The sequence below is a fragment of the Acidimicrobiales bacterium genome (assembly GCA_035533095.1).
Lineage (GTDB): Bacteria > Actinomycetota > Acidimicrobiia > Acidimicrobiales > Palsa-688 > DATLUM01.
Map to the genome: position 1 here is coordinate 84510 of DATLUM010000054.1, position 25646 is coordinate 110155.

Here is a 25646-nt window from a genome sequence, read left to right on the forward strand (position 1 = left end):
CGGTTCCCGAAGATTGGTTATTGCGGGCGACCACCCGCAGGGCTTATGGTACGTCTTGCGAGGGACCACTCGCAACGGGTCCGGGGGATTCTGGGGGCCCTTCCCGTACAACCAGAGGGAAAGGGGAAACATGACCATTCAGGAAGCACGGGTTCCGCTTAGGACCCCGGCGAACGAAACGATCACAGTCGGAGAGTTGCTCGACACCATCGCCCGGGCGACAGGACTCCACGCCCAAATCCTCGACCCGGCACTCGCAGACGTAAGGCTCTACGCCCGGACGCAGACCGGGGACTACGTGGACCACGCGTACCTCGATGTCGCCGGGGTCGACGACTCGGGCTATCTGGTGTTCGGCCTTCAGGGCGAGTGCGGCCTGGCTGTGGTCAGTGTCCCGTCTGGCTCAGAGGGCATCGTTGCGATCCTGGAGGACGCGAGGAACGCCTACGGGACGGACGAGGCGTCGTGAGCGCCGCGACAGCCGATATCGACGTCGCGGCAAAGGAGTCGATCCGCGTCGGGGAGTTGCTCGACACGATCGCTGAGGCGACCGGACTGCGGGCCGATGACCCAGGGCTGCTCAAGGTCCGCTTGCATGTAGTCGACCAGTTCGGCCGCTTCGCCGACCTTGAGTTCGACAGGATGCTGCTGTCCGAATGGGATCAGGACCGCGACCCGGACATCGTGTTCCTCGCGACCCGCGAAAGCGATTACGGGCCGATGGTCGCCATCCCGGCCGGCACCGAGGGCATCGCCGACATCCTGTGGGATGCGCACGAGGCCGCGTGGAGCGACGGCCGCGAGTGGGGCAAGCGATGAGCGCCGCCGACCGCATCACGGCCCTAGAGGCTGAGGTAGCCGAACTGAGGGCGTTCGTGCCAATGCTGGCCCGGATGGCCTTCTACGAGGCGCTGAACGGGGTGTCGATCCCGGACGCTGTCCGTGCGGTCAACGACTGCTGCGAGCAGGGTGTCATCCCGGAGAGCCGCCGGTCCGCGGACGAACCGCTCCCCGCTGCCGCTCAGGTTCTCCATGACGCCTACGACAGACGCGAACGGACCCAGCGCGCGAGGAGGGCGTCATGAGCACCACCAGCGCCGCCTTCGACGTGGACCTCGCGGACATCAAGAGGCAGGCCCTACCGGCCGTCGAGGAGCTACTCCGGTTCTCGGCGTGTCTGCCTGGGATCCTCCGCCTGCACGACTACCTGGACGCCGAGGTGATGGCCCTCTCCGGCGACCCCGAAGCAGGTGAGGCCTACGAGAGTGTCCGGGACCGGTCCGGGGTCACCGCCGTTCGGCACATGCTGATGCACATTGCCGGCTCAATCGAGGAGATGTTCGACGGGACCGGCTTCTGCACTATCGACAACGCGGGTGATCGTGCCGCTTTGATCGCCGGGCTCAACCTGCCGGCCCCGGTGCGGGCGGAACTGACCGAGGATTCGAGGGCCTTCCCGTTGCGCGCAGCAGACGACAGCGACGAGGATCCCGCCCTTGGGCCGGTTCGCAAGGCGTTCGACCTCCTGCGTGAGGCAGAGGCACAGCTCCTCCTCGCCTCCGTCCGTCTGGAGGTGCCACCCGATGACGCCTCGTAACCCGCAACCGTCGCGGCCGCTCACGGTCACTGTGCTCGACCCGAAAGCCATCGCCCGCATCGAGCGGCTGACGAAGCTCCTGCTCCCCCGGGGGTGGCCCGCGCTAACCCAACCGAACCTAACACCAAACGAGGCGCCCCGCTCTTACCGGCGGGGCGTTTCCGCGTTCAGAGCGGCTGAACGATTAGCAAAGGGTCGTTGAAGTCAACGGTCCCGCTCGCCGTCTTGTACCCCATCGTGAACGTGTGAGAACCGGCCGGGATTCCCGTCCAAAAGTTGGAGTTCCCGGCGAACACTTGAGCCCCGGACGTGGCCGAGCACGACATCAGGTAAAAGTCATACCAAGTGCCTCCGTCGAGTTGCACCCCCACGACCCCTTCGACGTTCGCCCCTCCGGTCGCGATATCTGCGTGCACCTGGACGAGCGCGGTGGTCGACGGGCCGATCACCGCTGTGATCGTGTTCGTCCCACCGAAGGCAGTGTAGGCGGTGTTCGTCGCACCGGTCACGCCGGTCGGCGCGATGCCGATGAAGCCGCCGACCTGCTGAAGAGTACCCGGAGTGCTGCCGGTCGACGGAGCGACACCTAACCCGTAGATCGCCGGTGATGTGTTCAGTTCTCCGAGGCGAGCCTCCTCGTTTCCCGCGGTGTCGTAAACATGGAGACCCTGGTAGTCGATCTCCAAGCGCAGCACGCCCGAAGCCGGATCGAAGAACTTGAGTGCCACGTTCCCCGCGGCGTCCTCGCCGAAGAACGCCAACTGGCCTCCGGGGTTCGGCGCCACCAACTGCATGCCATATTCGGCAGGGTTCGACCCTGGGATCAAACCGAAGTTCATGATCGGGAGACCGTTGCCGTTCGACAACGTCATCTGCTGCTGCGTTTCGAGTGCACGAATGCGTTGAGCGAGCCCGCGGATGATCGCGCCGAGGCTGCCGTCGCCATAAACACCTGGCATTTGTCAGAACTCCTTTTCAGTGGCGAAGCTGGCCGCTTCGCCTGCTAGACGGTCGATGACGTTGGCGACCGGTTCCATTTTCAGGTCGCTCAGCGCGAACGCGTACGAGGCGGCGACAGTGGCCAGGGCCGTGATCGTCTCGCGGGCGTCGTCGCCTCTCAGGATCTCGTCGGCAAGTGCCATGACACCGTTCATGTCGTCCGCGACAACGAGGGCGACCATCGCGGCGGCCGCCGCGTAGCCGGCGCCCTCGTGGTGGTTCGTGCTCACAATGCAACTCCTTCGCTTTCTGTTCGGCGGCCTATGTCGGCGCGCATCATGTCCACGAACGCGGCGGCCGGGCCGGCGCCGCGCTCCGCTCCCCACACGCCCAACGCCAACGCCGTAACAAGGTCGTCGTGCGCGCCGCGCCCCTCGTACTTCGGGCGGCCAGTGGCCGACATCTCGTAACTGAACGCGCGCATCTCCTTGCCCAACTCTTTCGCCAACGTCAGGTCTGGCGCGGCGTGAAGCCGGCGGGTCGACAGGGCGACTTCCAAGCATCCGACAAGGTCGGTTTTCGGCACGGCGAAGTCCTGACCGTTCCTCGTCACCGTGGCGCCGGGAGTGATCGTGACACCGTTGACCGGGAACGGGCAGCCCTGGCGGAGCAGGTCGAGGACAGGGCGGCCCACGCCGGTAGCGTCGACGAACAACACTGGCCTTTCGTCGCAGTCCAAGGTCTCGGCGAACGCCGTGATCATCTCCGCCTGCTGCGGGTATGGGATCCCGGGCCGCAACCGGTCCAAGGCGATCAGATCGTGCTCTAGGGGCCGACGTTTGCGGCCCTTGGCGTTCTCGACCGGTTCCCCACGCCACGACGCCACAGCGGCGAGAGCGGTACGGTCCCGGGCCTGGGCGAGGTCGATTCCGATCGACAAGCTCATGGTCTTGTCGCCCCGCAACCGAACGCACAGAAGTGCGGTGGTTCTGGGCGCCAACGGTGCTGACAGAGCTTCTGCTCACGTTCACGCATCCGCTCACCACGGCCCTGAGCCGCCTGCAGGCTCCGCACATGGCGCCGGAAGGCACGCATGCCGGGATCGACTGGCTGGGCCGGCCGGGGGGCAGCAGGGGCCGCTGGGTGCGCTCTGGCCGCGAACAGGGCGGCCACGTCGGCGTCTCGGAACGCTGCGCCGGCCGAATCAATGAACGAGCACATGTACTCCGCGGAGAACGCGGCCTCACCTAGCCGTTCCCGTTCCTCGTCCAGGAACTCGGGGGCGATGCGCGGGCATTCCGTCGCCGGGATGGTGACGTGCTCCCAACGGTCGGAAAGGGTCGCCTCGTACCACCAGCCGCGCCTGCCCGCGGGGGTCGACATGGCGACAAGGCGGCCACCCGAAACGGCGAGCATCGGGGAGACGGACTGATACAGGGCGTCAGGGACGTAGGCGGCCTCGTCCACGAGCAGAAGGTCGACGGTGTAACCGCGGATGCCGCCCTCGGATGCTGGGAGCGAAATGACCCGGCTGCCGTTCTCCAAGCGCAACATGTGAACGTTCTCCTGGAGCGCGTCGACCGGCTTGCCGAGCAACCGGTAGAAAGCCGTGATCTTCAGGAAAAGCTCGTTCGACTGGCGCTCCGAGGGACTGACGATCAGCACCGTGGCATTCGGCTTGAACAACGCCGCGTGCAGTGCAGCAATAGACGTGACAGTCGACTTTCCTACCTGGCGCGAACAGTTGAGATGCATCCGGGGCGCGGTCGAGCGCAGCACCCGGGCTTGCCAAGGGTCGGGGGAGAACTTGAGTTGTTTCGCGAGCCGTACCGGGTCGGCTGCGCCGGCGAGCCACGCCGTCAACTTGCTCATGATGAGGGGTCTCCTTCGGGTAGTGCGTCGATGGCGTCGAGCGCGTCAGCGATCGCGATCCGCGCGTCCGGGTAGCGTTCCGTGGCCCCAAGGATCGCGGCCACCGCCTGCGCGAACTCCGGCGTGGTAAGGACATTCACCGTTGTGAACGTCGGGCGCTCGTCCAGTTCACCGCGTAGTCGGGCGATCAGCTCCAAGCTCTGCCTGATCTCGCGCGCGACGTTGCTGCCACCGGTCAGCGCGCCCTTCTCCTCAGCGAGTGTCAGCAGACTTTCGAGACGGCCAACGAGCGATTCGACGCGGTCCACGACCGAATCGAACGCCTGACGCGCAGAGTCGGTCCCGAACCGTTCGACAGCGACCTTCGCCAACGCCGGCGAAAGATGGTTCGACTTGTGACGGCGGAGGGCGTCCTCGCTAAGCCGGTGCCTGCGTGCGATCGCGGCAGGGCTCTCACCGCCGGCCAGTTCGCTGTCGACGCGGTCACGGGCGGGCAACGTACACACGGTGCAGGTGCGGGCCACCTAGAACGGCTCCTCTTCGACCGGCGTCGGGGCGCGGCGTTCGACCCGCTGCACTTCGACAGCGGCGAACCTCAGGTCCGGTCCGATCCCGTCGGCGACGATCTTCTTGGTGCTTCGTTCGACGCCGTCCCGGTCTTTCCAGTGTTCGACCTCGCCCTTGCCGACGACCACGACCCGGTCACCCTTCTGCAACGACCGGGCGACGTGCTCCGCGAGGGTGCCGAACGCGACGACCTCGTAGAAGACCGTCTCGGCCTCGGGCTCGCCCTTCGGGACGTGCGGTCGGTGGGCAAGACCGACGCGTGCAAACGCGGTACCGGTCTTGCCGAACCGCAGTTCAGGGTGGCTACTGAGGTTGCCGATCCTCGCCACCGGTGTCGCGGTATCCGGGGCCGTCACGAGACGATCCGCCTCTTCCACATCGCGAAGGACGTGGTGCCGCCCTGGTTGCGGTAGTGACGGAACCCGACCTGTAGCGCCGTGGTGACGTCGTCAGCGACCGCTAGGGCGTCGCGGGTCCGCTTCAGGGACTTTCGAACCGCTCGGCCCTCAATCGCGGCCGGCGAAGTTAGCGCGGCGGCCTTCTTTGCCCGGCGAAGCTGCTTAACGGCCTTCTTGGCCTGCTTGTCGCGTGCCCGGGCGCGGTCAGTGGCGGTGACCTTGACAAGTCGGTCCTGCGCTGATTGCAGGTCGGCTCGAAGCGTCTTGAGAACGTCGGGGTCGGCCTCCTGCGCGTCCCTCCATCGCCGATAGGCGTCGAGCAACGGGCTGGAAGTGTCCATGCCGCTCTTTACGGCGTTGATCCTCGACGTGTCGCCGATGGTCATGCGGTCGCGGCCGATCGTGGACGCTCCGCCGGAGATGTCGACACCGCGAAGGGTGCCGGCGATGCGCTCCGCTCGCTGATCGGGATGCGAAGGATCCGGGCGGGCCATCAGATACCCCCAACCGCGGGGTCGCTGCCGAGCGGGCCGGCGGGCGACGTGGACCCGTCGAACAGTTTCGTCACACCCGGCGGGAGATCCCGGCCCGACTTTCCGGCCCGACCGTTCTCCGCGAGGACCATTCGCATCGAGCCGAGTTCGCGGCGAGCTTCGCGAAGCTCCCACCCGCCGGCGTCACCGGCCTTGACGGCCTTCTCGAGCCGGGCGACCTTGCGCTCCAAGGGCTCGATTGCGGCACGGATCGCGGCGCGAGGGCCGGTTTCGGCGAAGGCGGACTTGATAACGGAGTCTTGAGACATGGGTTCTTCCTTTGGCGTGAGGGCCGCGGTGATCCACGGCCTCGGGGTGGGTTGGCTCCGGACCTCGTCGACGGTCGGGTCGGCGAGAGACTTGGTCAGAAGAAGCGGGAAGGACTCGGGCATCACGCGCGTCCCGTCAGGTGCGGTGAGAACTGGGGCCCGAGCGCGTGGGCCGCGGCTTGGCGCAGAGGCTCCACCAGGTCCCGGCAGGCGTTCACCCGGATCTGCGCGGCGATAGCAGCCTCCGCGTCGCCGGCCACGAACGCGCCGTGCCGGTCACCTTCAGCGCGCCGCTGGGCATCCAGGATCGCCGCGTGGAGACCGGTCCAGAAGTCCCGGTCGGCCGCCTTCTGTTTCCTGGCCTCCTCGGCACGGGCATGAAGCTCCTTCTGCCCTTCGATCGAGCGCCGTTGCCGGTCCTCTTCGGCACGTTGCCGAGCCTGGACGTTCGCGGGAAGCTCGGTCGGCTGCACGCGACGCTCCTCCCGGTACTCGATCAGCGGATGGCGGCGATTAGTTCCCCACGTGGGCATTAGATGGTTCCTTTCTGTGACACCGCGGCGATCGCAGTCACGTCGCGGCGCTTCGACGCATCCGACTGCAATCGACGACGACGGCGCGCCGCACGCGACAACGGACGTTGACCCGTGGACGCCGGCTTTCGATGCGAATGTGACCGGGCCAAGATGAACTCTCCTTGTGCTTCGTGGATTGCGAAAATGGGTCCAGCCGGGGACGGGGTGCCGAGCTGAGACACACCCGCCCGCGGCCGGACCAGAACGCGCTGGGGGATCGTCGGCCGGAGATAGTGGCCTCCTCGCCCATCGGCGCGGCACACGGCTGATGAAGACCGCGGCGTTGTCCGTTGACGCACTGAAAGAAAGAGGGGTTGCTCGGCCGGCGTCGGGTGGAGTTAAGACCCGAGCACCGGCCCGCCCCCGAAAGGGCGAACGACGGCTGACAAGACCGTCGCGAGCGGCCCGGGTAACGCGGCCGGCAGTGGGAGGGCGACCGCGCACCCAGGGAAGTTGTGATGTTGCGATTGGCCCAGCGACCAAGCGACCACCAGGGCAGAAGTCGAAGGGACCTGAAGTGCCCTTTGTCCCCCCTTGCCCGAAACGCAGGTTTGGGGGTGATAACGCCGGGATAGCGCTGCCGATATCGCGGCGCGTGATCGGGTCGGCTGATCGGCGTGACCAGGCCCGCTTCAGCCGACCATCCGTGCGTTGACATCGCATTGACACGGTGCCCCTGACCTGCTCTTTTGCGGCCGTCACTTGATGTGCAGTCAAGAGGTCGGGACTGCCGGGCACCATCGGCGCGGTGGGGTAGCGCGCGCGGGGCTGGGCGACCCTCCCTCCGAGATGGCACGAGCGCCGCGCTGGAGCGGGACCCCCTGTTCTCATCGGCTCTGTCCTGGGGTGTCGATGTCGTTGGAGTCGACACCGTGCTCTGATCATTCATGGCTGGCTCCTGTTGGCGCGGGTGCCGGGAGACTCCACCGACTGCTCCGACTGCGCCGACTGGGGTTCGCTTTGTCCAGTGGGTGCAGTCAGCGCTGTTAGAGCACTCTCCCCATGGCTGCTCCGACTGGGCTGCTCCGACTGTGAGAGGTCGACCAGGATGCGGTCCACGTCGTCGGGGGTGAGGGTTGGTGCGGACCAGTAGGTGCGCCTGGGGAAGCCGTGTGCGGTGGCGCCAGCACCGATCTTCTGTCGGGCACGTTTGAGGGCGTCAATGCCGTGGCCATCAGCCTTGCCGGCGTCCTTGATCTCCTTCGACGATGCGACCTTGTGCATGGTGAGGAAGTCGGAGAGCCATGCGGCTGCCTCCTGGGTCGCGCTGCGGCTGTCGTTGGACTCTGCTGCGGTGCGGAGCACGTCGTCGATGCTGCGGGAGGTCTCGCCGCGCCAGACGAGCCGTGCCGTCCAAACCTGGCCCTCGTCTGTCTCGGCCACGACGGCGCCTTCGATGGTGAAGGTGAGGCTCGGCAGGTCGGTTCGCCCGAGGTTGTTCTTCGGCTGGCCGAGAATCCTGACCTGTTCGCTCTCGGGGTCGACGGTTACGAACAGGACCGCGCGAGCGACAGCAGCGAACGCGCGTGACGCCATGAGCATGGTGAGCGGGTCCGTCGTGGTGGACTTGTTCAGGTGGATCAGCCCGAGCAGCGCGATCTGGCATCGGTCGGCGAGCGCGACCAACGGCTCGAGTGCCTGGCGGACGTCGGCGTCTTTGTGTGTGTCGAGGTTGGCGTCGAGGCGGCTCATCAGTGGGTCGAGCAGCACCATCGCAGCGTCAGCTTCGGTGATCAGCTTGCGGAGCTCGCCGAGGTCACCGGGAAGGTTGAGCGAACCGTGAAAGCCGGCCGAGGTGGTCACGTCGACCCGGTAAATCCGGTCCAGGTCGGCACCTGCGGCCATCAACCTGGGGACGATGGTGTGCTCCCACGAGTCCTCGGTCGCGGCCACGACCACCGATCTCGGGTCGCCGAAATAGGCGCCGGTCAGCCTCCCACGGGTTATGTCGGCCGCGATCTGATAGCAGACAGTGGACTTGCCGATACCCTCGCGGCCGCCCATCAGCGCGAGCGTCCCGAGCGCGACCCTGCCGTCCCACAGCCAGCGGACCGGGCGCACCTTGATCGAAGACGCCGGCGTCAGCGTCAGGGCGCGGTGACCGTCCTCACCGAACGCGGCTGGCTCGTTTGGGATGGACCGGGAACCTGCCGGCAACTCAAGCCGTTCGATCGCGCTCACGACGCCACTCCCACCAGCCGGCGGAGATCCGGGGCGAGATCGGCGACGACTTGCTCAAGGGGTTCGCCTTCGCCCAGACGGTTGAACAGATCGCGGGCCGCCGTCATCGCGCGTCTTGCGTCCGCGGCCCGTCTAACCCGGCCGGCGAGGGTACCGTTCGTGTCCCATTGCAGCGGCCGGTCGTCGACAATGCGACGAACCTGGTCGACCGCAACGCCAGCTAGCTCGGCGGCGCGAGCAATCCGGGCTTCACGCGTGTCGAGATCCGTGCCGGGCAGATCGAGCCGTCCGCACGCCTCGAAAAGTCGGCGGAGGTCTGGACGGTAAAAGTCGTCGGCGGCGACGCGCGACGCGGCCATCTGGTAGCCGCGCTCACTGTCGACGCAGCAGCCGCTCACGCCCTCCTCGGCCGTCGCGTCCTCGGGGATGTGGAGATCGGCGCCCATCAGGCGACGGCCTCGCCGTGCTCATGTGCGACCGACGCCCACAGTGCGCAACGCCCGGCTACGCGTTCAAGCGAGACGATCAGGGCCGGATCCGCCGGGCAGCGCCCGTCCGCGCAGGCTGCGAGCACTCGTTGAAGGGCCTGCGCCCGAAGAAGCGCTTCGCGGGCGGAGTCGGTCATGCAGACTCCTGCGAGTCCATTCCGAGGGCCCGGTCCACCAGAGCCCGCGGCCACACGAGACGCCGGCCGATACGGATGGGCTCGAAGGGGCAGGTTCCGTTGCGGACGGCCTCGTAGATGCTCCAGGCCGAGACACCCAGTAGTTCGCTCAACTGCTCGGCGGTGTAGGTCGCTGAGGGCATCAGCGGGCCCCGAACTTCTCGAAGCCGCCTCCGCAACCCCGGTGGATAAGCCGGCGGTGGCGCCGCATCGCCGGGAGAGTCACCCGGTCGACGCCACGTACCCGATCACACGTGCCCACGGCCCCGCACGTGGCGCACTGAACCAGCCAGGTCCCCTCTGTCCCGGCCTCAGGTCTCATGTTGGGCGCCCCACTCAGCAGGGAGCCTCCGGTGGGCGTGGCCCTCAATCGCCGCCTCCATGATCAACACCGGCCAAGTCCGCCAGTTCGTAGATCAACTCCGCATATCGAATGGCCGCGTCGCCGCGCGGCACCCGTTTGCTGTGCTCCCACCGCCACAACGTGGACGGTGCGACCCCAACGGCCGCTGCGGCCTCCGGAATGGTTAGCCCTGCTGCGGCCCGAATGCGGGGCCCGTGGCTGCGAGCGAGGCTCCGGGCTGCTGCCACTACTATCGCATCGGAAGCGTTCATTAAGCCAACACGCTACCCGGGTCGTGCCAAGTGCAAAGGCACGAGAAAGGCTTTCTCAGGGGCGAAGAGCGTTTTATTCGGAGCTGTCTCAACTCTTGACTTAAGCCATAACCGCAAGGTGGGGATTGAGGTCTTCCGACCGGGGACGGCTCTCTTCTGCTCCCGGTCGGGGCCCCAGGCGAGAGACGTCTGCCGATTAGCTGTTGTAATAGTGAACACGCTGTGGCAAGATGTTGGCACATGGCTGATCACGTCACGTTCGAGCAAGCGGTGGGAGCGAACGTCTCCCGGCTGCGAATCGCCGCAGGGAAGACTCAGGGCCAGGTGGCCGACCACCTAGCGATGCGCGGGCTTAGCTGGCGGCGCAGCACCGTCGCTCAGGTCGAGACGGCGCGTCGGCAGATAGGGCTCGCCGAGGCTCTCGCTTTGGCGGATGTACTCGACGTCCCGCTTGTGGAACTCCTGCGAACGCAAACGCCGGTCCGGGTCGATCTCGGGCAGTGGCACCCGAAGTTCCTCGTGGCGGCGCTAGAGGGAACCACCGGCGACCTTCTCGCAATCGAGTCCTACACATCCCCCAGCCGCGAGAAGATGTACTCGCAGATTCACGTCGTCCTCGGTGCGCTGAACTCCGCGGATCAGCGACACGCCGACCGCTGGCCAGGACGGTACCGCGAGCGAGACCTCGGGGCTGCGACCCCCTTTGAGTATGCGACCGCTCGGCGCATCGAATCCCAGGTTCGGCTCGGGGTCCGTGCCCCGGACGTGGTGGCCGCCGCCGACACGCTGTGGAGGCACTCACTCACCGAAGAGCGCGACCGACGGGTAAAGCGCCGCGCGAACGCGAAGGCATCCCCGCGGACCCTTCAAGCCGTTCGCGGGCTTGTCATGCGTGAACTCGACAAAGAACTCGAAGCCGCCATCGAGGAAGCAGCCAACCGTGCGGCCGTCGAGCCGGCACCGAAACCCAAGCGAGGGGCGCAACGCCCCGGAAAGGGCAACCGATGAAGGGAAGCACTCGCAAACGTGGCAGCACGTGGACGGCGTATTGGTTCACGACCGACCCGGCGACGGGGGAGCGCAAGCAGCACACCCGGGGTGGCTTCCGGACGCAGAAGCTCGCCCAGGGCCACCTGAACGGGATCCTGGAGAAGGTCGAGACCGGGGCGTGGAAGCCCGATCAGAAGCTCACCGTCGGGCAACTGCTGACCGAGCATTGGCTGCCGGCCATCAGGACCGAGGGACACCGACCCGCGACGGTCGAGCAGTACGAGTCCGTGGTCGAGCACTGGATCGTGCCGCACATCGGGGCCAAGGTCGTGTCCACCCTCACGCCGTCCGACGCGCAGGGCTACGTCGAGCGGATCCGGACCACCAAGACCGCTTCGGGACGCAAGGGGCTGTCGGCCCGGAGTGCCCAACTGTCGGTCGGGATCCTCAAGGCCGCTACCGCGTGGGCCCTGACGGCCGGGCTTCTCGGACGGGACCCTCTGTCCGGCGTGAAGCGCCCGAAGGTGACCCGCAAGCCCGTCTCTGCCTGGTCGACCGACGAGGCCCGCAGATTCCTCGCGGCGACCAAGGACAGCCGCCACGCGTGGGCGTGGGCTCTTCTCCTGAGCCGTGGTCTGCGCCGGGGTGAGCTTTGCGGGCTGCGTTGGGACGCTGTCGACGTGGAGGGCGGCTCCATCCGGATCACCCGGACCAGGATCCTCATCGACGGCAAGGTCGCCGACTCGATCCCCAAGACGCTCTCGGGCCTCCGGTCGGTCCCGATCGACTCCTACCTCGTGGCACTCCTGAAAGCCCACAAGGCCCGCCAAGCGGCCGAGCAGCTCGCTGCCGGCGAGGCGTACGAGGATGAGGGCTGGCTGTTCGCCGACGAACTCGGCAAGCCCTACTACCCCTCCAGCCTGTCCGTATGGTTCGAGGAGGAGCGGGCCAAGGCGAAGCTCCCGAAGATCCCGCTCCACGGCACAAGGCACACGGCCGCGAGCCTCATGCTCGCCGACCGAGTACCCGTCCGGGTCGTCTCCGAGATGCTGGGCCACTCGGACCCGAACATCACCTTGAGCGTCTACGCGCACGTGATCCCGGGGATGGCGGAGACGGCCGGGGCCAGCCTGTCCGCGTCGCTCCTCGGGGTCGATGTTGACAAAGCGTTGACAAGCCCCGAATCCGGGGACCCTGCCGAGGGGGTCATAGTGCCTCTGACCAGGGCCGTTGTGGCTGGCGGGGGAGGACTCGAACCTCCAACATCCGGATCCAAAGTCCGGTGTTCTGCCAATTGAACTACCCGCCACCGCGGGCTAACAGCGTCGCACATATCGTCCTGGCGGGGCGCCTGGGGATCGGTCGGCGCGCACCCTGGGAACCTCCGCGCAAAAGCCCCCGTGCCGACCGGTGGATCGACACGGGGGCTTCTGAATCCCGCCCCTGGAGGTGGGATCAGGCGGTCACTGGGCGGTTGGCCTTGACCCTCGCAGGGGGGAACTCTTCCTGCGGGCTGACCGTGCGCAGGTGCCAGAATCCAAGCCCCGACAGGATCAGCATCACACCCGCCAGGACGAACGATGCGATCGAGGCGATGAGGGCGATCTGGCCCATCATCCAGAACGCGTAGGCCTCGAGCAGCAGGCCTCTGAGGGTCGTGCCCTGGAACACGGTCTGCACCTCGGCTTTGAGGGTGGCGTTGTTCGGGTCGGCGCGAGAAGCGTCGCTCACCTTGGAGTACACGCCGCCGTATTGCATCTCGCTCAGGTGGACGCCGATGAAGTGGTCAGCGTAGGCCTTGGCCTGCGGACCGGTTGTCAGCTGCTGCCCTGCGTACTGGTTGAGGTAGGGCCCGATCCTCGGGCTGGCCAGTGCCGAGTTTCCCTTTGCCGGGAAGCTGATCTGCTGCTGTACCAGCTGGCTGTGCACGTTCGAGTCGGCGAAGTTGTGGCCCCACATCAGGAGGCTGCCGGCGACGAGGAGGACGATCGCAACGACGAGCCCTCCTGCCGTCAAGAGTGTGTCCAAAGCCTTGCGGCGCATTTGAGTGCTCCTTGCTCTCTCTCTGCTGGTCCGCCCCCTCGGGCGGTACGAGAACAGTCTGAGGGCAAGGCCACCTTGCGCCATAGAGCACAAAGTCCTTCTCAGCAGGCGGAAAGTCCCCTCGCAGAACGCCCATCGGCAAGGGCGGACGGCCGGCTCAGGGTCGCCGGCGGCGCTCCTCGAGCCGTGCGGCGTAGGCGGCGGCCTCGGACCTGCGCGCCATGCCGAGCTTCGCGAGCAGGTGCGACACGTAGTTCTTCACGGTCTTCTCCGCGAGGAACATCACGTCGGCGATCTCGCGGTTGGTGCGACCCTCTGCGATCAAGTCGAGGATCTTGCGCTCCTGCGGAGACAGATCCTTTAGCGGGTCGTCCTCTTCGGGCGGGTTGCGGAGTCGGTCGAGGACCCTCGCGGTCACCGCGCTGTCGAGCAGGCTCTCGCCCCCGGCCACTCGCCTTATGGCGTCGATCAGATCGGTTCCCCGGATCTGTTTGAGGACGTAACCCGCGGCGCCGGCCATGATCGAGGCGAAGAGGGCCTCGTCATCCGCGAACGAGGTCAGCATGATGCAGGAAACCTCCGGGTGGGCTGAGCGGATCTCCCTGCACACCTCGACCCCCGAGATCCCCTCACCGAGCCGGACGTCCAGCACCGCCACGTCGGGCCTCGTCATCGGTATCTTCTCGAGCGCTTCCTCGCCGTTCGACGCTTCGCCGACGACGGTGACGTCGCCCTCGGTGTACAGCATGTCCTTGATACCTCGACGGACCAGCTCATGGTCGTCGAGGAGGAAGACGCGTATCTGGGGGTTGTCGTTGGCGTCCACCCGACCAGGTATAGCGCAGTGTGGGCGCCATAAAGGGACCTTAGGCCCTTACGGCGGCATTTGCGGAGACCCGACAATGAGCGGGCAGGACCCGCTGGACGGCTTGTGCGGGCCCGGGAGGAGCGAAAATGAGCGTTGGCACGGATTCAAACCTGGGGGGAACGACCCTCGCTCACCTGATCGCGGGCCGCCCGGCCCTTGCGGCCGAGTTCGAGAGGCTCGGTCTCGACTTCTGTTGCCACGGTGACCGCACCCTTGCCGAGGCGTGCGAGGCAGCGGGAGTGCCGCTGGTCAAGGCGCTGGATACCGCGATGGCCGACGGTTCGTGGCAAGACGAGGCGTCCGTGGTCAACTGGCCGCAGCTGCGATTGGTGGACCTGATCGACCACATCGAAGACGTCCATCACCGGTACCTGCACATGGAGCTGCCGTGGTTGATCGCCTTGTCCTCGAAGGTGCTCTCGGTCCATGGTGAACGCCACCCGGAGCTCGAGCGTGTCGACGAGATCGTCTCGACCCTGCGGGAGGAGATCGTTCCCCACCTCGCCAAGGAGGAGCGGGTCCTGTTCCCGGCCATACGGGAACTGGCAGCCGGGCACACCGGTTTCGCGTTCGGCTCGGTGAGCGCCCCCATCGCGGTGATGATGAACGAGCACGAATCGGTGGGCGACCTCCTGCGCCAAGTCAGGGAGGTGACGTCGGGGTACGCGGTGCCGGCGGATGGTTGCCAGAGCTACCGGCGGCTGTACGAGCGGCTGACTGCTCTGGAGTCGGACACCCACGTGCACGTTCTGAAGGAGCACTCCTTCCTGTTCCCGAGGGCGGTCGAGCTCGAAGCGGCGCTCGCCACGCGCTGACCTACCCCCCAGCGGCCCTACCCCCCAGCGGCGGGGACCTTCCACTCCAGAACGGTCCCCCGCGGGCGCCGGGTCGACACCCGGAACTCCCCGCCGAGCTCTTCCGCCCTCGAACGCAGGTTGCCCAGCCCCTGGCCGGCCGTGCGCCCCTCGGGGAGCCCGCGGCCGTCGTCCGCCAGAGTCAGCTCGACGGTTCCGTCGTCGGCGCTGACGACGATGTCCACCGAGCTCGCCTGAGCGTGGCGCGCGACGTTCGACAGCCCCTCGCGGACAACGGCGATGACGTGGGCGACCAGATCGCCCGACAAGGCCCGATCGATGTCGCCCCGGAACGCCAACCTTGGCCGGAAGCCCAGCTGTTGCGCGCTCGACTCGGCCAGCTCCGAGAGTTCCCGGCGGACAACCCCGCCGGCACCGGCCGCGAGGGCAGGATCGTTGAGCTCGAAGATCGTCTGGCGGATCTCCCGGATCACCTGGTCGATGGCGTCCACCGCCTCGTCTATGCGGTCCGCCACCACAGCTTCCGCCAGGCGCCGCAAGCCCTGCAACGACATCCCGACTGCGAAGAGGCGCTGGATCACCGTGTCGTGAAGGTCTCGTGCAATCCGCTCGTGCTCCGAGACGAGCCTCAGCACCTCGAGCTCCTCCCTCGCCTGGCCGAGTGAGAGCACTATCGAGGCGGCGGACGCGAACACCTCGAGCGCCTGGACCTCCGCCGGCTCGAACGGGTCGTCGTCGCTGGCACGGCCCATGACCAGCACCCCCTCCACGGCCTCGTTGGCGAGCATCGGGAGGTACATCCCGGGGCCCAGGCCCAGTAGCCGCCCCGCGGGGAGGACCGCGGGGTCTGCGGACATGTCCTTGACCCAGAGGGGCTCTCCTCCGGCCATGGCGCGTGCGGCCAGGCTTTCGGTCGCGGAGAGCGTCGATCCGACCAGATGTTCCGCCCCCCCGCCGTCGGCCGCCGCGACGACCAGCCCTTTGCGTGCGCTCGGGATGACCACCCACGACCCTGCCGCGCCGACCAGGTTGCGCGCCCTGCGGGCGATCAGCCCCAGCGTGTCCGACGTCGGCTCGCCCGCCAGCAGGTGCTGGCTGATCTCGTTCACGTAGCGCAGCACATCCTCGCCCCGCCGGCGCTCCGTCGCGTCCCGGATGAACGCCCCGACAAGGTTCGTGCCATCCAGCTCGATCGGAGCCAGGCTCACGTCCACCGGAAATGTCGACCCGTCCCGCCGCCGGCCGTACAGGGCGAGCCCTGTGCCCATCGATCGTGCTGAGGGGTGAGCGTGGTAACGAGAACGGTGGGACTCGTGGATCCCCCGCAGATCTCGGGGGACCAGCACCTCCACCGGTTCCCCGACGAGATCCCCCGGCGGCCAACCGAAGAGCCGCTCGATCGGCGCGCTGGCGGCCTGGATCCTGCCCTCTGCATCCACCACGATCACCGCGTCGGGGGACGCCTGGAGCAGCGCTTCGAACAGCTCAGCCCGCTGCATATTCATCATTCTGACCTTAAATGCCCCGCTCGTAGGATTGTTCAGGTCAAATGGGGGCGTGAAGGCTGCACCACCGCTGACCGAGGAGGAGGTCTCGCTGATCGACGCCTGGTGGCGTGCGGCGAACTACCTGTCCGTCGGCCAGATCTACCTGCTCGACAACCCGCTTCTCGGGGAGGAGTTGAAGCCCGAGCACATCAAACCCCGCCTGCTCGGCCACTGGGGCACCACCCCCGGCCTGAACTTCTGCTACGCCCACCTGAACCGGGTGATACGCAACCGGGACCTCGACATGATCTATGTGATGGGGCCCGGTCACGGGGGTCCGGCAGCGGTGGCCAACGCCTATCTGGAAGGCACCTACTCGGAGGTCTATCCGGCCATCGGGCGCGACGAGCGGGGGCTCAAGGCCTTGTTCCGGCAGTTCTCGTTTCCGGGAGGCATTCCCTCCCACGTCGCCCCCGAGACGCCGGGTTCCATCCACGAGGGAGGCGAGCTCGGGTACGCCCTTTCGCACGCCTTCGGCGCGGCGTTCGACAACCCCGACCTGGTCGTCGCCTGCATCATCGGCGATGGCGAAGCCGAGACGGGTCCGCTCGCCACGGGTTGGCACGGGAACAAGTTCCTCAACCCTGTCACAGACGGGGCGGTCCTGCCCATCCTGCACCTGAACGGATACAAGATCGCCAACCCGACGGTCCTCGCCCGCATCGAGCCCGACGAGCTGACCCAGCTTCTCCGCGGGTACGGGTACTCCGTGCACTGGGTGGCGGGCGACGAGCCTGCCGAGATGCACCAGTTGATGGCGGCCACCCTCGACAGGGTGATGGACGACATCGGCGCCATCCAGCACGCAGCGCGCGTCGACGGTGCGAAGGGGCGCCCCGCCTGGCCGATGATCGTGCTGCGAACGCCGAAGGGTTGGACCGGACCGAAGGAGGTCGACGGGCTGCCGACCGAAGGGAGCTGGCGCTCCCACCAGGTGCCAATCGCAGAGGTGCGGACGAATCGTGAGCACCTTCGGATGCTGCGCGACTGGCTCAGCAGCTACAGGCCGGAGGAGCTCTTCGACGGGCAGGGCCGGCTCGCCGGCCGGGTCGCCGCCCTGGCGCCGGTGGGCTATAGGCGGATGAGCGCGAACCCCCACGCAAACGGTGGTTCGCTCCTGCGGGATCTGGTGCTCCCTGACTTCAGGGACTACGCGGTGGACGTCCCGCAGCCCGGGACGAAGTTCTCCGAGGCGACGCGGGTCCTCGGTACCTATCTGCGTGGCGTCATCAGAGAGAACCCCACCGACTTCCGTCTCTTCGGTCCCGACGAGACCGTTTCCAACCGCCTCGAGGCGGTGTTCGATGCCACGGAACGCCAGTGGGAAGCTCAGCTGCTGCCCACCGACGAGCACCTTGCACCACAGGGCCGTGTGATCGAGGTTCTCTCCGAGCACCAGTGCCAGGGCTGGTTGGAGGGATACCTGCTAACCGGCCGGCACGGGTTGTTCAACTGCTACGAGGCGTTCATCCACATCGTCGACTCCATGTTCAACCAGCACGCGAAGTGGCTGAAGACGACCCGGTTGATCCCGTGGCGCCAACCGCTGGCGTCGCTCAACTACCTGCTTTCGTCCCACGTGTGGCGCCAGGACCACAATGGTTTCTCGCACCAGGACCCCGGGTTCATCGACCACGTGGTCAACAAGAAGGCCGAGATAATCCGGGTCTACCTCCCCCCGGACGCCAACTGCCTGCTTTCGGTGGCAGACCAGTGCCTGCGAAGCCGGCAGGTCGTCAACGTGATCGTCGCCGGCAAGCAGCCGGCTCTCGACTACCTGCCGATCGAGGACGCGGTCCTGCACTGCACGCGGGGTCTCGGCATCTGGGAGTGGGCGTCCAACGACGCGGGCGATCCGGAGGTGGTCCTCGCCTGCTGCGGCGACATCCCGACCCTCGAGACCCTCGCGGCTGCGTCCATCCTCCGTGAAGAGCTGCCCGATCTGCGGGTGCGCGTGGTCAACGTCGTCGATCTGATGCGGCTCGAGCCTCCCAGCGAACACCCCCATGGGTTGCCTGACACCGAATTCGACGGTCTGTTCACCGAGGACCAGCCGGTGATCTTCGCCTACCACGGCTATCCGTGGCTCATCCATCGCCTCACATATCGCCGCACCAACCACGACAACATCCATGTCCGTGGGTACAAGGAGGAGGGCACCACCACCACCCCGTTCGACATGGTGATGCTCAACGACCTCGACCGGTACCACCTGGTGATGGACGTCATCGACCGGGTGCCGCGCCTTCGACGGCGCGCAGCCGCGCTGCGGCAGAGGATGGTCGACGCCCGCGTTCGGGCTCGCGCGTACACCCGAGCTCGGGGCGAGGATGCTCCGGAGGTCTCGGGCTGGACCTGGCCCCACTGACCCGGAGCTTTCGTGCGCGTACTCGTGGTGAACGCTGGATCCTCGAGCCTCAAGCTCTCCGTCCTCGAAGACGACGACGTCGTGGAGCAGGAGGTCCTCGAGGGAGAGGCGCGATCTGCTGACGTGCAGGAGTTCGTGGAGCGAAGCGGCAGCGTGGAAGCGGTAGGTCACCGCATCGTCCACGGGGGTACGGACTTCACGGGACCCACCCTGATCACCGGATCAGTCCTCGAACGGATGACCGCCCTGACGGATCTGGCACCACTGCACCAACCGAAGTCGCTCGCAACTCTCCATGCCGTCGCCGGCGTTCTTCCCGACACCCCGGCGGTCGCCTGCTTCGACACGGCGTTCCACGCGACCATTCCACCGGCTGCACACACGTACGCCCTGCCACGCGAATGGCGCCGGCGGTGGCCGCTCCGCCGCTTCGGGTTCCACGGGCTCTCTCATGCACACGCAGCCGTCCGGGCCGCTGAGATGGCCGGCAGGAGGATCGACGACATGAGGACGGTGAGCTGCCACCTCGGCGCAGGCGCATCGGTGACAGCGATCCGTGACGGGCGCTCCGTCGACACCACCATGGGGTTCACGCCACTCGAAGGCCTGATCATGGCGACTCGTTCGGGAAGCGTGGACCCCGGTCTCATCCTTTGGCTCGAGCAGCACGAGTCCCTCTCGTCCGCGGAGCTCGCAGAGACACTCGAGTACCGCTCGGGGCTGCTGGGGATGGCCGGCTCTTCCGACATGCGCGAGGTCCTCGCTTCGGCGGCCGCCGGGGACGCCGACGCGGAGATCGCCGCAGAGGCGTACCTGCACAGGCTCCGCGGCTCCATTGCTTCGATGACCGCCGCGATGGGTGGCCTCGACGCCCTGGTGTTCACCGGAGGGGTAGGCGAACATTCCGCTGAGATACGAAGCCGCGCCACCCACGGCCTCGACTTCTTGGGGGTGGGCATCGACGGGACGGCCAACGAGAGCGCGCATCCCGACGCCGACATCAGCGTGGAGTCGGCGAAGGTTCGGACCCTCGTCATAGTCGCCCGAGAGGATCTCGAGATATCACGCGAAGTCAGGCAGGTGCTGTCCGGCGGCGGTTGAGGCCCTTGGTCCGGTCGGTAGGGACCTTTGGCCCTATCTGATGCGGGCGGCCGCGGCCATCGTTGAATGAACAGCTCCCACCCAGAAAGGGATCCGACGATGGCTGCGACCACAGACAACAAGCTGATCGGCGCCAGTGTTATCGAGCAGGAAGCGTTCGACGCCCTCGTCTCGCACGAGCGGGACGAGGCCGATGTCATAGCCGCATACGAGACCTTGGCGAAGGACACCGAGTCCGAAGTCGTCCGGTTCCTCATCCAGCTCATAGTCGATGACGAGCGGCGTCACCACAGGGTCATAGAGCAGATTGCCAACACCGTCCGCGCCCAGGCGACGTTCGAGGACGTCAACCCGCGCATCCCGTATCTCGACGTCCACCGCCACCGCGACAAGCAGCTGCTGGCAGCGACGCGGATGTTCCTCGACATCGAGCGCAAGGACCGGTCCCATCTGAAGCAACTGGCCAAGTCGGTCGAAGCGTCCGCCGGCGAGGTCGACGCCTTCGTGGTGGACCTCATGCGCATGGACACCGAGCGCCATATCACCATCCTCAAGTTCATCGAGCACCTGATTCGCCGCTCGCCAATCCGCTGAAGCCGCGCCCGGTAGGCTCTGGCCATGCCTACGACTGGCAGGTTCGGGGCCGTGGGATGCGCCATGGTCACCCCCTTCGACGACCAGGGCGGCCTCGACGTCGACGCCGCCGTGGAGCTCGCCCGCTGGCTCGTGGCCCACGGCAACGACTTCCTCGTCCTCACCGGCACCACCGGGGAGAGCCCCGTTCTCTCCGATTCGGAAAAAGAGCGGCTGTGGCGGGCGGTCACGTCCGCGGTGGCCGCTCCCGTCGTCGCCGGCACGAGCACCGCAGACACCCGCCACTCGGTCGAGCTAACCGAGATCGCCCGCCGCGCGGGAGTGTCGGGGATCCTCGCCGTGACCCCCTACTACAGCCGCCCTTCCCAAGCGGGCATCGAGGCTCACATCCGCGCGGTCTCCGAGGCCGCGGGCGACCTGCCCGTGCTCCTCTACGACATACCGGTGCGCACCGGTCGCAAGGCCGAGCAGGACACGATTGTCCGCTTGGCGCGCGACGGGGTGATTGCCGGCGTCAAAGACGCCACCGCCAACATCGCTCCCAGTGCGGCGCTCCTGACCGAGGTCCCCGAGGGCTTCGAGCTCTACAGCGGCAACGACGGGGACACCCTCCCGCTCCTTTCAATCGGCGCCGTCGGCGTGATCTCCGTCGAGTCGCACTGGGCCGGCGATCATGTCCGCGAGATGATCGCCACGTTCGGCAAGGGTGACGTCGACCGGGCCTGCGAGATCAACGCCAAGCTTGTGCCGTCGCACCGTTTCCAGTCGACCGACGACGCGCCCAACCCGGTCCCCACGAAAGCGATGATGAGGACGTTGGGGCACAAGGTCGGCTCGTGCAGGCTGCCGATGGGCGCCGAGCCAGAGGGGCTCGAGGAGCGCGCCCGCCAGGTCTTTTCCCAACTAAATGCCTGAGGACACCGTCAGGATCGTCTTCCTCGGCGGGCTCGGCGAGATCGGGCGCAACTGCGCCTGCATCGAGGTGGCTGGCCGGATCATGATCCTCGACTGCGGGTTGATGTTCCCCGACTCGGAGATGCCCGGTATCGACCTGGTGCTGCCCGACTTCACCTACCTGCGCGAGAACGCGGAGCGCGTCGAGGGCTGCATCATCACGCATGGGCACGAGGACCACTGCGGTGGCCTGTCGTTCCTGCTGCGCGAGCTGTCGTTCCCGATCTACGGCTCGGAGTTGTCGCTCGGCCTCGCCCGCAGCCGTATCGAGGAAGCAGGGTTGCTCGACCGCACGACGCTGAACCCCGTCCGCGACGGCGAAAGGCGCATCATCGGGCCGTTCGACGTCGAGTTCATCCCGGTCACCCACTCGGTGCCGCACGGTTTCGCGACCGCGTTCCACACGCCGCAGGGGGTGATCCTCCACTCGGGTGACTTCAAGATCGACCTGACACCGGTCGACGGCCGTGCCACTGATCTGGCGCGCATCGGCGCCATCGCGTCCGGCCCCGGCGTTCGGTTGCTGCTGTCCGATTCCACGAACGCGGAGGAAGAGGGCCACACCCGGAGCGAGCGTTCCGTCGGGCGGGCCCTCTCCGAACTCTTCGCCGCGCACGCAGACAAGCGGGTGATCGTCGCCTGCTTCGCCAGCCACATCCACCGGATCCAGCAGATCGCCGACGCCGCGTTGGACAACGGGCGGATCATCGCGACGCTGGGTCGTTCGATGGGGAAGAACGTCGCGCTGGCACGGTCGATGGGCCTGCTGCGCATCCCCGACGACAGCATCGTCGACATCGAGCAGATCGGCGACCGGGACCCCCGCCGGGTGTGCGTCATCTCGACAGGGTCGCAGGGGGAGCCGATGTCGGCTCTCGCGTTGATGGCCGCCGCCGACAACAAGTGGATCTCCGTCGGCGAGGGCGACCTCGTGGTGCTCTCGTCCCACGCCATCCCGGGCAACGAGACCAACGTAGGCAAGGTCATCGACGGTCTGCACCGCCTGGGCGCGGAGGTAGTGCACTCGGGTATCGCAGCGGTGCACGTGAGCGGCCATGCGATGCGCGAGGAACTGAAGACCCTGCTCTCGCTCACCCATCCCGACTGCTTCATCCCGGTGCACGGCGAGTTCCGCCACCTCACGCACCACGCCCGCCTCGCCGAGGTGATGGGTGTCCCTCCCGAGCGCGTGCTGCTGGCCGAGGACGGCGATGTCGTCGAGCTCACCCAGTCCGGAATCGACTTCGCCGGCGAGGTGCCGGCCGGCTATCTCTACGTCGACGGGATCGTCGGCGACGTCGGCACGGGCGTGCTGCGCGACCGCCGCGTGCTGGCGGAAGAGGGCGTCGTGATCGTCGTGGTGACCGTCGACGCCAAGTCCGGGGAGGTGCTCACCGGTCCCGAGATCATCACCCGGGGATGGGTGTACGCCCCCGAGGCCGAGGAGTTGTTGGGCGAGGCCCGCCAAGCTGTGCTCGAAGCGCTGGAGGAGGCGGCAGACTCGGGCGCCGTCGACTTCGACACCCTGAAACGCCGGGCCCGGTCGGCCCTCGGCCGGTTCGTCAACGAGCGCACCCGCCGGCGCCCCATGATCGTCCCTGTGGTCATGGAGGTCTAAAGAGCGGTTACCAGCTGGGGCGGGGCGTGTGCGCCAGGACGAACTCCAGCATCGCGATGTGCTTGTCGGTGTCGCGGCGCATCAAGCCGACGACCAGGTCCCACAGGGTCGTGTGCTGGACCTCCTGGAGCCCGTCGTGCAGGCGGCGGAGTTCCCTGGCATCGGCGTCCTCGTTGCGCAACATCTTCAGCGAGAGCTCGCGGATCTTGTCGGAATCCACCCGGTCGAAGTCCATGTAGGGGATGACGGGGGAGCCGGGTATGAGCTCCGCCTCGCTCTTCACCGTCTGGGCGAGGGACTTGAACAGCTCGTGGTGGCGCTTCTCGTCCTCGACCAGTAGCCCCACTACGTAGGCGAACGCCTTCGATCGCGTCTCCTGGGCGGCTTGCATGTACTCCTGGAGAGTCTCGCGCTCGCGTTCCATGTGGCTCACGAGGAGTTCGAACAACTGCCGCTCCCAGGTGCTCGCGCTTATCGGGGGCGAAATCTTCGTCTCGTCACCGGTGCCGGGGGTCATGCCTCACCACCGGATCAGCATTGCCTGATGGACTTCTTCGATCAGGGCCCAGTTCTCGTTCGGGAGGCGCTGCAGGGCAAACGGGAACAGGTCATTGTCCTCTGTCTGGGCGTGGACGGTCAGGCGGTCGAGCGCCTGGCGGAGCAGCTCAGTGTCCCGGGCGCCGGCAGCGACGGACATCCCCGCCAGGATCTCTCGGTGGTCGGCCTCCAGCAGCGCCACCTCCTCGACGGCCTCGTCGGCGGCCCGGAGCTGGCTGAAAAGGCCCCTCTCCTCTGTGCGCGCATGGCACCTGAACATGACCTCGAGGTCGGCGGCGCATTGGAACGCACTTGACAGGTCTCCTTGATCAAGGCACTTTTCGATGTCCCTGACCAGCGAGGCGATCGTCGCGTGGTCATCCATGAGCACGGCGATCACCGGCTCGGCCTCGCATCCGCAGTAGCTGCACATTGTGACTCCTCCCTGCACGTCCACCCGCTCGCAATCCTCGGCGGGACAGCCGCTTCCATGGCAGGGTCTTTCGGACCTTTCCAGGGGGTATTCCAACCCCTCCCGATGACCTTCGGCCCTACTCCCGAGCGTGTGCAGAGGCTTACGTTCGGAACCATGGAGAAGATCGAGACGGGCAAGAAGGTCCTCGTCGGGGTCGACGGATCGAAGCACAACCGGGCTGCCGTGGAGTGGGCGCTGCGAGAAGCCCGCGCGCGCGATTGCGAGTTGATCGCTGCGTACGCGTGGCACCTCCCGACTCTCGTCTACTACGCGCCGGGCTACCTGCCGATCGCTGCCGACGAGATGGCCGAGGAAGGCACCAAGCTGCTGCAGGGCGCCATCGGCGACATCCCAGGTCACGAGGACGTCAAGGTGGAGATGCGCGTCGTGCAGGGACCCGCACGAGTTGCCCTCTCACGAGTCGCGGAGGAACCGGGCGTCGGGTTGGTCGTGGCGGGAACCCACGGGCACGGCAGCGCTCCGGGAGCCCTGCTCGGTTCCGTCAGCCACGGGTTGTCCCACCGTTGCACGAAGCCGTTGGTGATCGTGCCCGACACCCCGCACGGCATCGACGTCCCGCCTTCGATCCGGCGGATAGTGGTAGGTATCGACGGCTCCTCTGCAGCAGAAGCAGCCCTTGAGTGGGCCGCAGAGGAGGCGGGCCTCCACGGCTCCCTCCTCGAGGTGGTGACGGCCTGGTCATGGACGAGCAGCCCCTCGGAAATGGTCGCGGAGATTCCTGCCGGCGAGAGCCTCGAATCAGTGGCACGGGACCTCCTGCGGCGCTCGGTCGACTCGCTTGCACCCAGCGACATCCGGCTGAACTGCGTTACCCGCGAGGGGCAGCCGGCAGCGGTCCTGCTGGACATGGCAGAAGGAGCGGACCTGCTGGTCGTGGGTTCTCGCGGACGGGGTAGGGCGGCCGAGATGGTTCTGGGCTCTACCAGTCACCAGTGCGTCCATCGGTCTTCGGTCCCCGTTGTCGTGGTTCCGTCGGAGGTGAAAGGCCGTGGCTGACCACTCCGGTTACCAGGAGATTCCACGCGACGAATGCGTCGGGCTGCTCGCGACGGCGACGGTGGGACGCATCGCCGGTACCGCCGGCGGCAGACCGTTCCTCCTCCCGGTCAACTATGCGGTAGACGGGGATCGTGTGGTGTTCAGAACGTCGGCGGGCACCAAGCTGTCAGGGACGGCGTTCGGAAGGGTCGCGTTCGAGATCGATGGTTTCGATGACGCCGACCGCAGCTGGTGGAGCGTCGTAGTGGAGGGGGTGGCGTCGGACATTTCGGATATGGTGGACGAGCAGTCGACGAAGTTGCGTTCACTTGACCTGCATCCGTTCGCTCCAGGTGAGAAGGCGTATTGGGTCGCCATCCAGCCCGAGTCGATCACGGGCCGGAGGGTACGACCGCCAGCTGACCTTCACTGAGCGCCTCGCCGAGATAGGGCCATTGGTCCCATGATCCAGAGACCATCGCCCCGGTGCGCGTGACACTAGGTTCGTCAACGATCTGAGGAACCAA

General features: G+C 66.9%; 31 protein-coding genes and 1 tRNA gene. 13 read left to right on the plus strand and 19 right to left on the minus strand.

Features of this window, described 5'->3' with window-relative positions; genetic code table 11:
* Positions 1 to 130 precede the first annotated feature (130 nt).
* The 4 genes from VNF71_06990 to VNF71_07005 are packed head-to-tail and all read left to right on the plus strand — an operon-like array spanning position 131 to position 1597.
* Positions 131 to 469 (plus strand): hypothetical protein, encoded by a 339-nt coding sequence (locus tag VNF71_06990; GenBank protein HVA74296.1) that lies wholly within the window; start codon positions 131 to 133, stop codon positions 467 to 469.
* On the plus strand, positions 466 to 819 hold the full coding sequence (locus VNF71_06995; GenBank protein HVA74297.1) for a hypothetical protein: 354 nt from the start codon (positions 466 to 468) through the stop codon (positions 817 to 819). Before VNF71_06990 ends, VNF71_06995 begins: the two co-directional genes overlap by 4 nt.
* Positions 816 to 1085: a hypothetical protein gene (locus VNF71_07000; protein HVA74298.1), complete on the plus strand. Its 270-nt coding sequence runs from the start codon at positions 816 to 818 to the stop codon at positions 1083 to 1085. The genes VNF71_06995 and VNF71_07000 overlap by 4 nt, the downstream gene beginning before the upstream one ends.
* Positions 1082 to 1597: a hypothetical protein gene (locus VNF71_07005; protein HVA74299.1), complete on the plus strand. Its 516-nt coding sequence runs from the start codon at positions 1082 to 1084 to the stop codon at positions 1595 to 1597. The genes VNF71_07000 and VNF71_07005 overlap by 4 nt, the downstream gene beginning before the upstream one ends.
* Positions 1598 to 1764: 167 nt before the next feature.
* Here the strand turns inward: VNF71_07005 and VNF71_07010 are convergent, their stop codons facing one another.
* The 13 genes from VNF71_07010 to VNF71_07070 form a co-directional block, all read right to left on the minus strand.
* A complete protein-coding gene (locus tag VNF71_07010; protein ID HVA74300.1) occupies positions 1765 to 2556 on the minus strand; it encodes a hypothetical protein in 792 nt (263 codons plus the stop codon).
* A gap of 3 nt (positions 2557 to 2559) precedes the next feature.
* Complete coding sequence (locus VNF71_07015; protein HVA74301.1) at positions 2560 to 2826, minus strand: hypothetical protein; 267 nt, start codon at positions 2824 to 2826, stop codon at positions 2560 to 2562.
* A complete protein-coding gene (locus VNF71_07020) occupies positions 2823 to 3482 on the minus strand; it encodes a hypothetical protein (protein HVA74302.1) in 660 nt (219 codons plus the stop codon). Before VNF71_07020 ends, VNF71_07015 begins: the two co-directional genes overlap by 4 nt.
* The gene (locus VNF71_07025) at positions 3479 to 4408 is read right to left on the minus strand and encodes a terminase family protein (protein HVA74303.1); all 930 of its coding nucleotides are present in this window, start codon (positions 4406 to 4408) and stop codon (positions 3479 to 3481) included. Before VNF71_07025 ends, VNF71_07020 begins: the two co-directional genes overlap by 4 nt.
* Positions 4405 to 4905, minus strand: coding sequence for a hypothetical protein (locus tag VNF71_07030; GenBank protein ID HVA74304.1), 501 nt, complete (start codon positions 4903 to 4905; stop codon positions 4405 to 4407). Before VNF71_07030 ends, VNF71_07025 begins: the two co-directional genes overlap by 4 nt.
* A gap of 27 nt (positions 4906 to 4932) precedes the next feature.
* Positions 4933 to 5331 carry a single-stranded DNA-binding protein gene (locus VNF71_07035; GenBank protein HVA74305.1) on the minus strand — a complete coding sequence of 133 codons (399 nt, stop codon included), beginning with the start codon at positions 5329 to 5331 and terminating at the stop codon, positions 4933 to 4935.
* Positions 5328 to 5867 carry a hypothetical protein gene (locus VNF71_07040; GenBank protein HVA74306.1) on the minus strand — a complete coding sequence of 180 codons (540 nt, stop codon included), beginning with the start codon at positions 5865 to 5867 and terminating at the stop codon, positions 5328 to 5330. The genes VNF71_07035 and VNF71_07040 overlap by 4 nt, the downstream gene beginning before the upstream one ends.
* Positions 5867 to 6298 carry a hypothetical protein gene (locus VNF71_07045; GenBank protein HVA74307.1) on the minus strand — a complete coding sequence of 144 codons (432 nt, stop codon included), beginning with the start codon at positions 6296 to 6298 and terminating at the stop codon, positions 5867 to 5869. Before VNF71_07045 ends, VNF71_07040 begins: the two co-directional genes overlap by 1 nt.
* Positions 6298 to 6708, minus strand: a complete 411-nt coding sequence (locus VNF71_07050; GenBank protein HVA74308.1) for a hypothetical protein — start codon at positions 6706 to 6708, stop codon at positions 6298 to 6300. Before VNF71_07050 ends, VNF71_07045 begins: the two co-directional genes overlap by 1 nt.
* 927 nt (positions 6709 to 7635) lie before the next feature.
* Positions 7636 to 8931, minus strand: a complete 1296-nt coding sequence (locus tag VNF71_07055; GenBank protein HVA74309.1) for an AAA family ATPase — start codon at positions 8929 to 8931, stop codon at positions 7636 to 7638.
* The gene (locus VNF71_07060) at positions 8928 to 9377 is read right to left on the minus strand and encodes a hypothetical protein (GenBank protein ID HVA74310.1); all 450 of its coding nucleotides are present in this window, start codon (positions 9375 to 9377) and stop codon (positions 8928 to 8930) included. Before VNF71_07060 ends, VNF71_07055 begins: the two co-directional genes overlap by 4 nt.
* Positions 9377 to 9556, minus strand: a complete 180-nt coding sequence (locus tag VNF71_07065) for a hypothetical protein (GenBank protein ID HVA74311.1) — start codon at positions 9554 to 9556, stop codon at positions 9377 to 9379. The genes VNF71_07060 and VNF71_07065 overlap by 1 nt, the downstream gene beginning before the upstream one ends.
* The gene (locus tag VNF71_07070; protein ID HVA74312.1) at positions 9553 to 9738 is read right to left on the minus strand and encodes a helix-turn-helix domain-containing protein; all 186 of its coding nucleotides are present in this window, start codon (positions 9736 to 9738) and stop codon (positions 9553 to 9555) included. The genes VNF71_07065 and VNF71_07070 overlap by 4 nt, the downstream gene beginning before the upstream one ends.
* Positions 9739 to 10480: 742 nt before the next feature.
* Here VNF71_07070 and VNF71_07075 point away from each other — a divergent pair.
* Complete coding sequence (locus VNF71_07075; protein ID HVA74313.1) at positions 10481 to 11218, plus strand: helix-turn-helix transcriptional regulator; 738 nt, start codon at positions 10481 to 10483, stop codon at positions 11216 to 11218.
* Positions 11219 to 12433: 1215 nt separating this feature from the next.
* Here the strand turns inward: VNF71_07075 and VNF71_07080 are convergent.
* The 3 genes from VNF71_07080 to VNF71_07090 form a co-directional block, all read right to left on the minus strand.
* Positions 12434 to 12509 (minus strand) — tRNA-Gln (locus VNF71_07080).
* A 146-nt stretch (positions 12510 to 12655) separates the two neighbouring features.
* On the minus strand, positions 12656 to 13243 hold the full coding sequence (locus VNF71_07085) for a hypothetical protein (protein ID HVA74314.1): 588 nt from the start codon (positions 13241 to 13243) through the stop codon (positions 12656 to 12658).
* 157 nt (positions 13244 to 13400) lie between these two features.
* Positions 13401 to 14069 (minus strand): response regulator transcription factor, encoded by a 669-nt coding sequence (locus tag VNF71_07090; protein HVA74315.1) that lies wholly within the window; start codon positions 14067 to 14069, stop codon positions 13401 to 13403.
* Positions 14070 to 14197: 128 nt separating this feature from the next.
* Here VNF71_07090 and ric point away from each other — a divergent pair, with 128 nt between their 5' ends.
* On the plus strand, positions 14198 to 14926 hold the full coding sequence (gene ric / locus VNF71_07095; GenBank protein ID HVA74316.1) for an iron-sulfur cluster repair di-iron protein: 729 nt from the start codon (positions 14198 to 14200) through the stop codon (positions 14924 to 14926).
* A gap of 17 nt (positions 14927 to 14943) precedes the next feature.
* On the opposite strand, the gene VNF71_07100 is transcribed toward ric, so the two are convergent.
* Positions 14944 to 16425, minus strand: a complete 1482-nt coding sequence (locus tag VNF71_07100; protein HVA74317.1) for a PAS domain S-box protein — start codon at positions 16423 to 16425, stop codon at positions 14944 to 14946.
* 58 nt (positions 16426 to 16483) lie between these two features.
* Here VNF71_07100 and VNF71_07105 point away from each other — a divergent pair, with 58 nt between their 5' ends.
* From VNF71_07105 to VNF71_07125, 5 genes are all read left to right on the plus strand, one after another.
* Positions 16484 to 18841: a phosphoketolase family protein gene (locus VNF71_07105; GenBank protein ID HVA74318.1), complete on the plus strand. Its 2358-nt coding sequence runs from the start codon at positions 16484 to 16486 to the stop codon at positions 18839 to 18841.
* Positions 18842 to 18868: 27 nt separating this feature from the next.
* Positions 18869 to 19942 carry an acetate/propionate family kinase gene (locus VNF71_07110; GenBank protein HVA74319.1) on the plus strand — a complete coding sequence of 358 codons (1074 nt, stop codon included), beginning with the start codon at positions 18869 to 18871 and terminating at the stop codon, positions 19940 to 19942.
* 99 nt (positions 19943 to 20041) lie between these two features.
* Positions 20042 to 20536 carry a hypothetical protein gene (locus tag VNF71_07115; protein HVA74320.1) on the plus strand — a complete coding sequence of 165 codons (495 nt, stop codon included), beginning with the start codon at positions 20042 to 20044 and terminating at the stop codon, positions 20534 to 20536.
* A gap of 24 nt (positions 20537 to 20560) precedes the next feature.
* Positions 20561 to 21451 (plus strand): 4-hydroxy-tetrahydrodipicolinate synthase, encoded by an 891-nt coding sequence (gene dapA, locus VNF71_07120; GenBank protein HVA74321.1) that lies wholly within the window; start codon positions 20561 to 20563, stop codon positions 21449 to 21451.
* Positions 21444 to 23108 carry a ribonuclease J gene (locus tag VNF71_07125; GenBank protein HVA74322.1) on the plus strand — a complete coding sequence of 555 codons (1665 nt, stop codon included), beginning with the start codon at positions 21444 to 21446 and terminating at the stop codon, positions 23106 to 23108. Before dapA ends, VNF71_07125 begins: the two co-directional genes overlap by 8 nt.
* A gap of 7 nt (positions 23109 to 23115) precedes the next feature.
* Here the strand turns inward: VNF71_07125 and VNF71_07130 are convergent, their stop codons facing one another.
* Positions 23116 to 23625 carry a hypothetical protein gene (locus tag VNF71_07130; protein ID HVA74323.1) on the minus strand — a complete coding sequence of 170 codons (510 nt, stop codon included), beginning with the start codon at positions 23623 to 23625 and terminating at the stop codon, positions 23116 to 23118.
* A 3-nt stretch (positions 23626 to 23628) separates the two neighbouring features.
* Positions 23629 to 24102 carry a hemerythrin domain-containing protein gene (locus tag VNF71_07135; GenBank protein HVA74324.1) on the minus strand — a complete coding sequence of 158 codons (474 nt, stop codon included), beginning with the start codon at positions 24100 to 24102 and terminating at the stop codon, positions 23629 to 23631.
* 132 nt (positions 24103 to 24234) lie between these two features.
* On the opposite strand from VNF71_07135, the gene VNF71_07140 reads away from it, so the two are divergent.
* Both VNF71_07140 and VNF71_07145 read left to right on the plus strand, forming a co-directional pair.
* Complete coding sequence (locus VNF71_07140) at positions 24235 to 25137, plus strand: universal stress protein (protein ID HVA74325.1); 903 nt, start codon at positions 24235 to 24237, stop codon at positions 25135 to 25137.
* Positions 25130 to 25552, plus strand: coding sequence for a pyridoxamine 5'-phosphate oxidase family protein (locus tag VNF71_07145; protein ID HVA74326.1), 423 nt, complete (start codon positions 25130 to 25132; stop codon positions 25550 to 25552). The genes VNF71_07140 and VNF71_07145 overlap by 8 nt, the downstream gene beginning before the upstream one ends.
* Positions 25553 to 25646: the final 94 nt, after the last annotated feature.

Excerpts from the sequence above, each read along its gene's own strand:
- VNF71_06990 (HVA74296.1), top strand. The coding sequence starts at position 131 with ATGACCATTCAGGAAGCACGGGTTCCGCTTAGGACCCCGGCGAACGAA.
- VNF71_07000 (HVA74298.1), top strand. The coding sequence starts at position 816 with ATGAGCGCCGCCGACCGCATCACGGCCCTAGAGGCTGAGGTAGCCGAA.
- VNF71_07005 (HVA74299.1), top strand. The coding sequence starts at position 1,082 with ATGAGCACCACCAGCGCCGCCTTCGACGTGGACCTCGCGGACATCAAG.
- VNF71_07010 (HVA74300.1), bottom strand. The coding sequence starts at position 2,556 with ATGCCAGGTGTTTATGGCGACGGCAGCCTCGGCGCGATCATCCGCGGG.
- VNF71_07020 (HVA74302.1), bottom strand. The coding sequence starts at position 3,482 with ATGAGCTTGTCGATCGGAATCGACCTCGCCCAGGCCCGGGACCGTACC.
- VNF71_07025 (HVA74303.1), bottom strand. The coding sequence starts at position 4,408 with ATGAGCAAGTTGACGGCGTGGCTCGCCGGCGCAGCCGACCCGGTACGG.
- VNF71_07040 (HVA74306.1), bottom strand. The coding sequence starts at position 5,867 with ATGGCCCGCCCGGATCCTTCGCATCCCGATCAGCGAGCGGAGCGCATC.
- VNF71_07045 (HVA74307.1), bottom strand. The coding sequence starts at position 6,298 with ATGCCCGAGTCCTTCCCGCTTCTTCTGACCAAGTCTCTCGCCGACCCG.
- VNF71_07050 (HVA74308.1), bottom strand. The coding sequence starts at position 6,708 with ATGCCCACGTGGGGAACTAATCGCCGCCATCCGCTGATCGAGTACCGG.
- VNF71_07060 (HVA74310.1), bottom strand. The coding sequence starts at position 9,377 with ATGGGCGCCGATCTCCACATCCCCGAGGACGCGACGGCCGAGGAGGGC.
- VNF71_07065 (HVA74311.1), bottom strand. The coding sequence starts at position 9,556 with ATGACCGACTCCGCCCGCGAAGCGCTTCTTCGGGCGCAGGCCCTTCAA.
- VNF71_07070 (HVA74312.1), bottom strand. The coding sequence starts at position 9,738 with ATGCCCTCAGCGACCTACACCGCCGAGCAGTTGAGCGAACTACTGGGT.
- VNF71_07085 (HVA74314.1), bottom strand. The coding sequence starts at position 13,243 with ATGCGCCGCAAGGCTTTGGACACACTCTTGACGGCAGGAGGGCTCGTC.
- ric (HVA74316.1), top strand. The coding sequence starts at position 14,198 with ATGAGCGTTGGCACGGATTCAAACCTGGGGGGAACGACCCTCGCTCAC.
- VNF71_07100 (HVA74317.1), bottom strand. The coding sequence starts at position 16,425 with ATGCAGCGGGCTGAGCTGTTCGAAGCGCTGCTCCAGGCGTCCCCCGAC.
- VNF71_07115 (HVA74320.1), top strand. The coding sequence starts at position 20,042 with ATGGCTGCGACCACAGACAACAAGCTGATCGGCGCCAGTGTTATCGAG.
- dapA (HVA74321.1), top strand. The coding sequence starts at position 20,561 with ATGCCTACGACTGGCAGGTTCGGGGCCGTGGGATGCGCCATGGTCACC.
- VNF71_07125 (HVA74322.1), top strand. The coding sequence starts at position 21,444 with ATGCCTGAGGACACCGTCAGGATCGTCTTCCTCGGCGGGCTCGGCGAG.
- VNF71_07130 (HVA74323.1), bottom strand. The coding sequence starts at position 23,625 with ATGACCCCCGGCACCGGTGACGAGACGAAGATTTCGCCCCCGATAAGC.
- VNF71_07140 (HVA74325.1), top strand. The coding sequence starts at position 24,235 with ATGGAGAAGATCGAGACGGGCAAGAAGGTCCTCGTCGGGGTCGACGGA.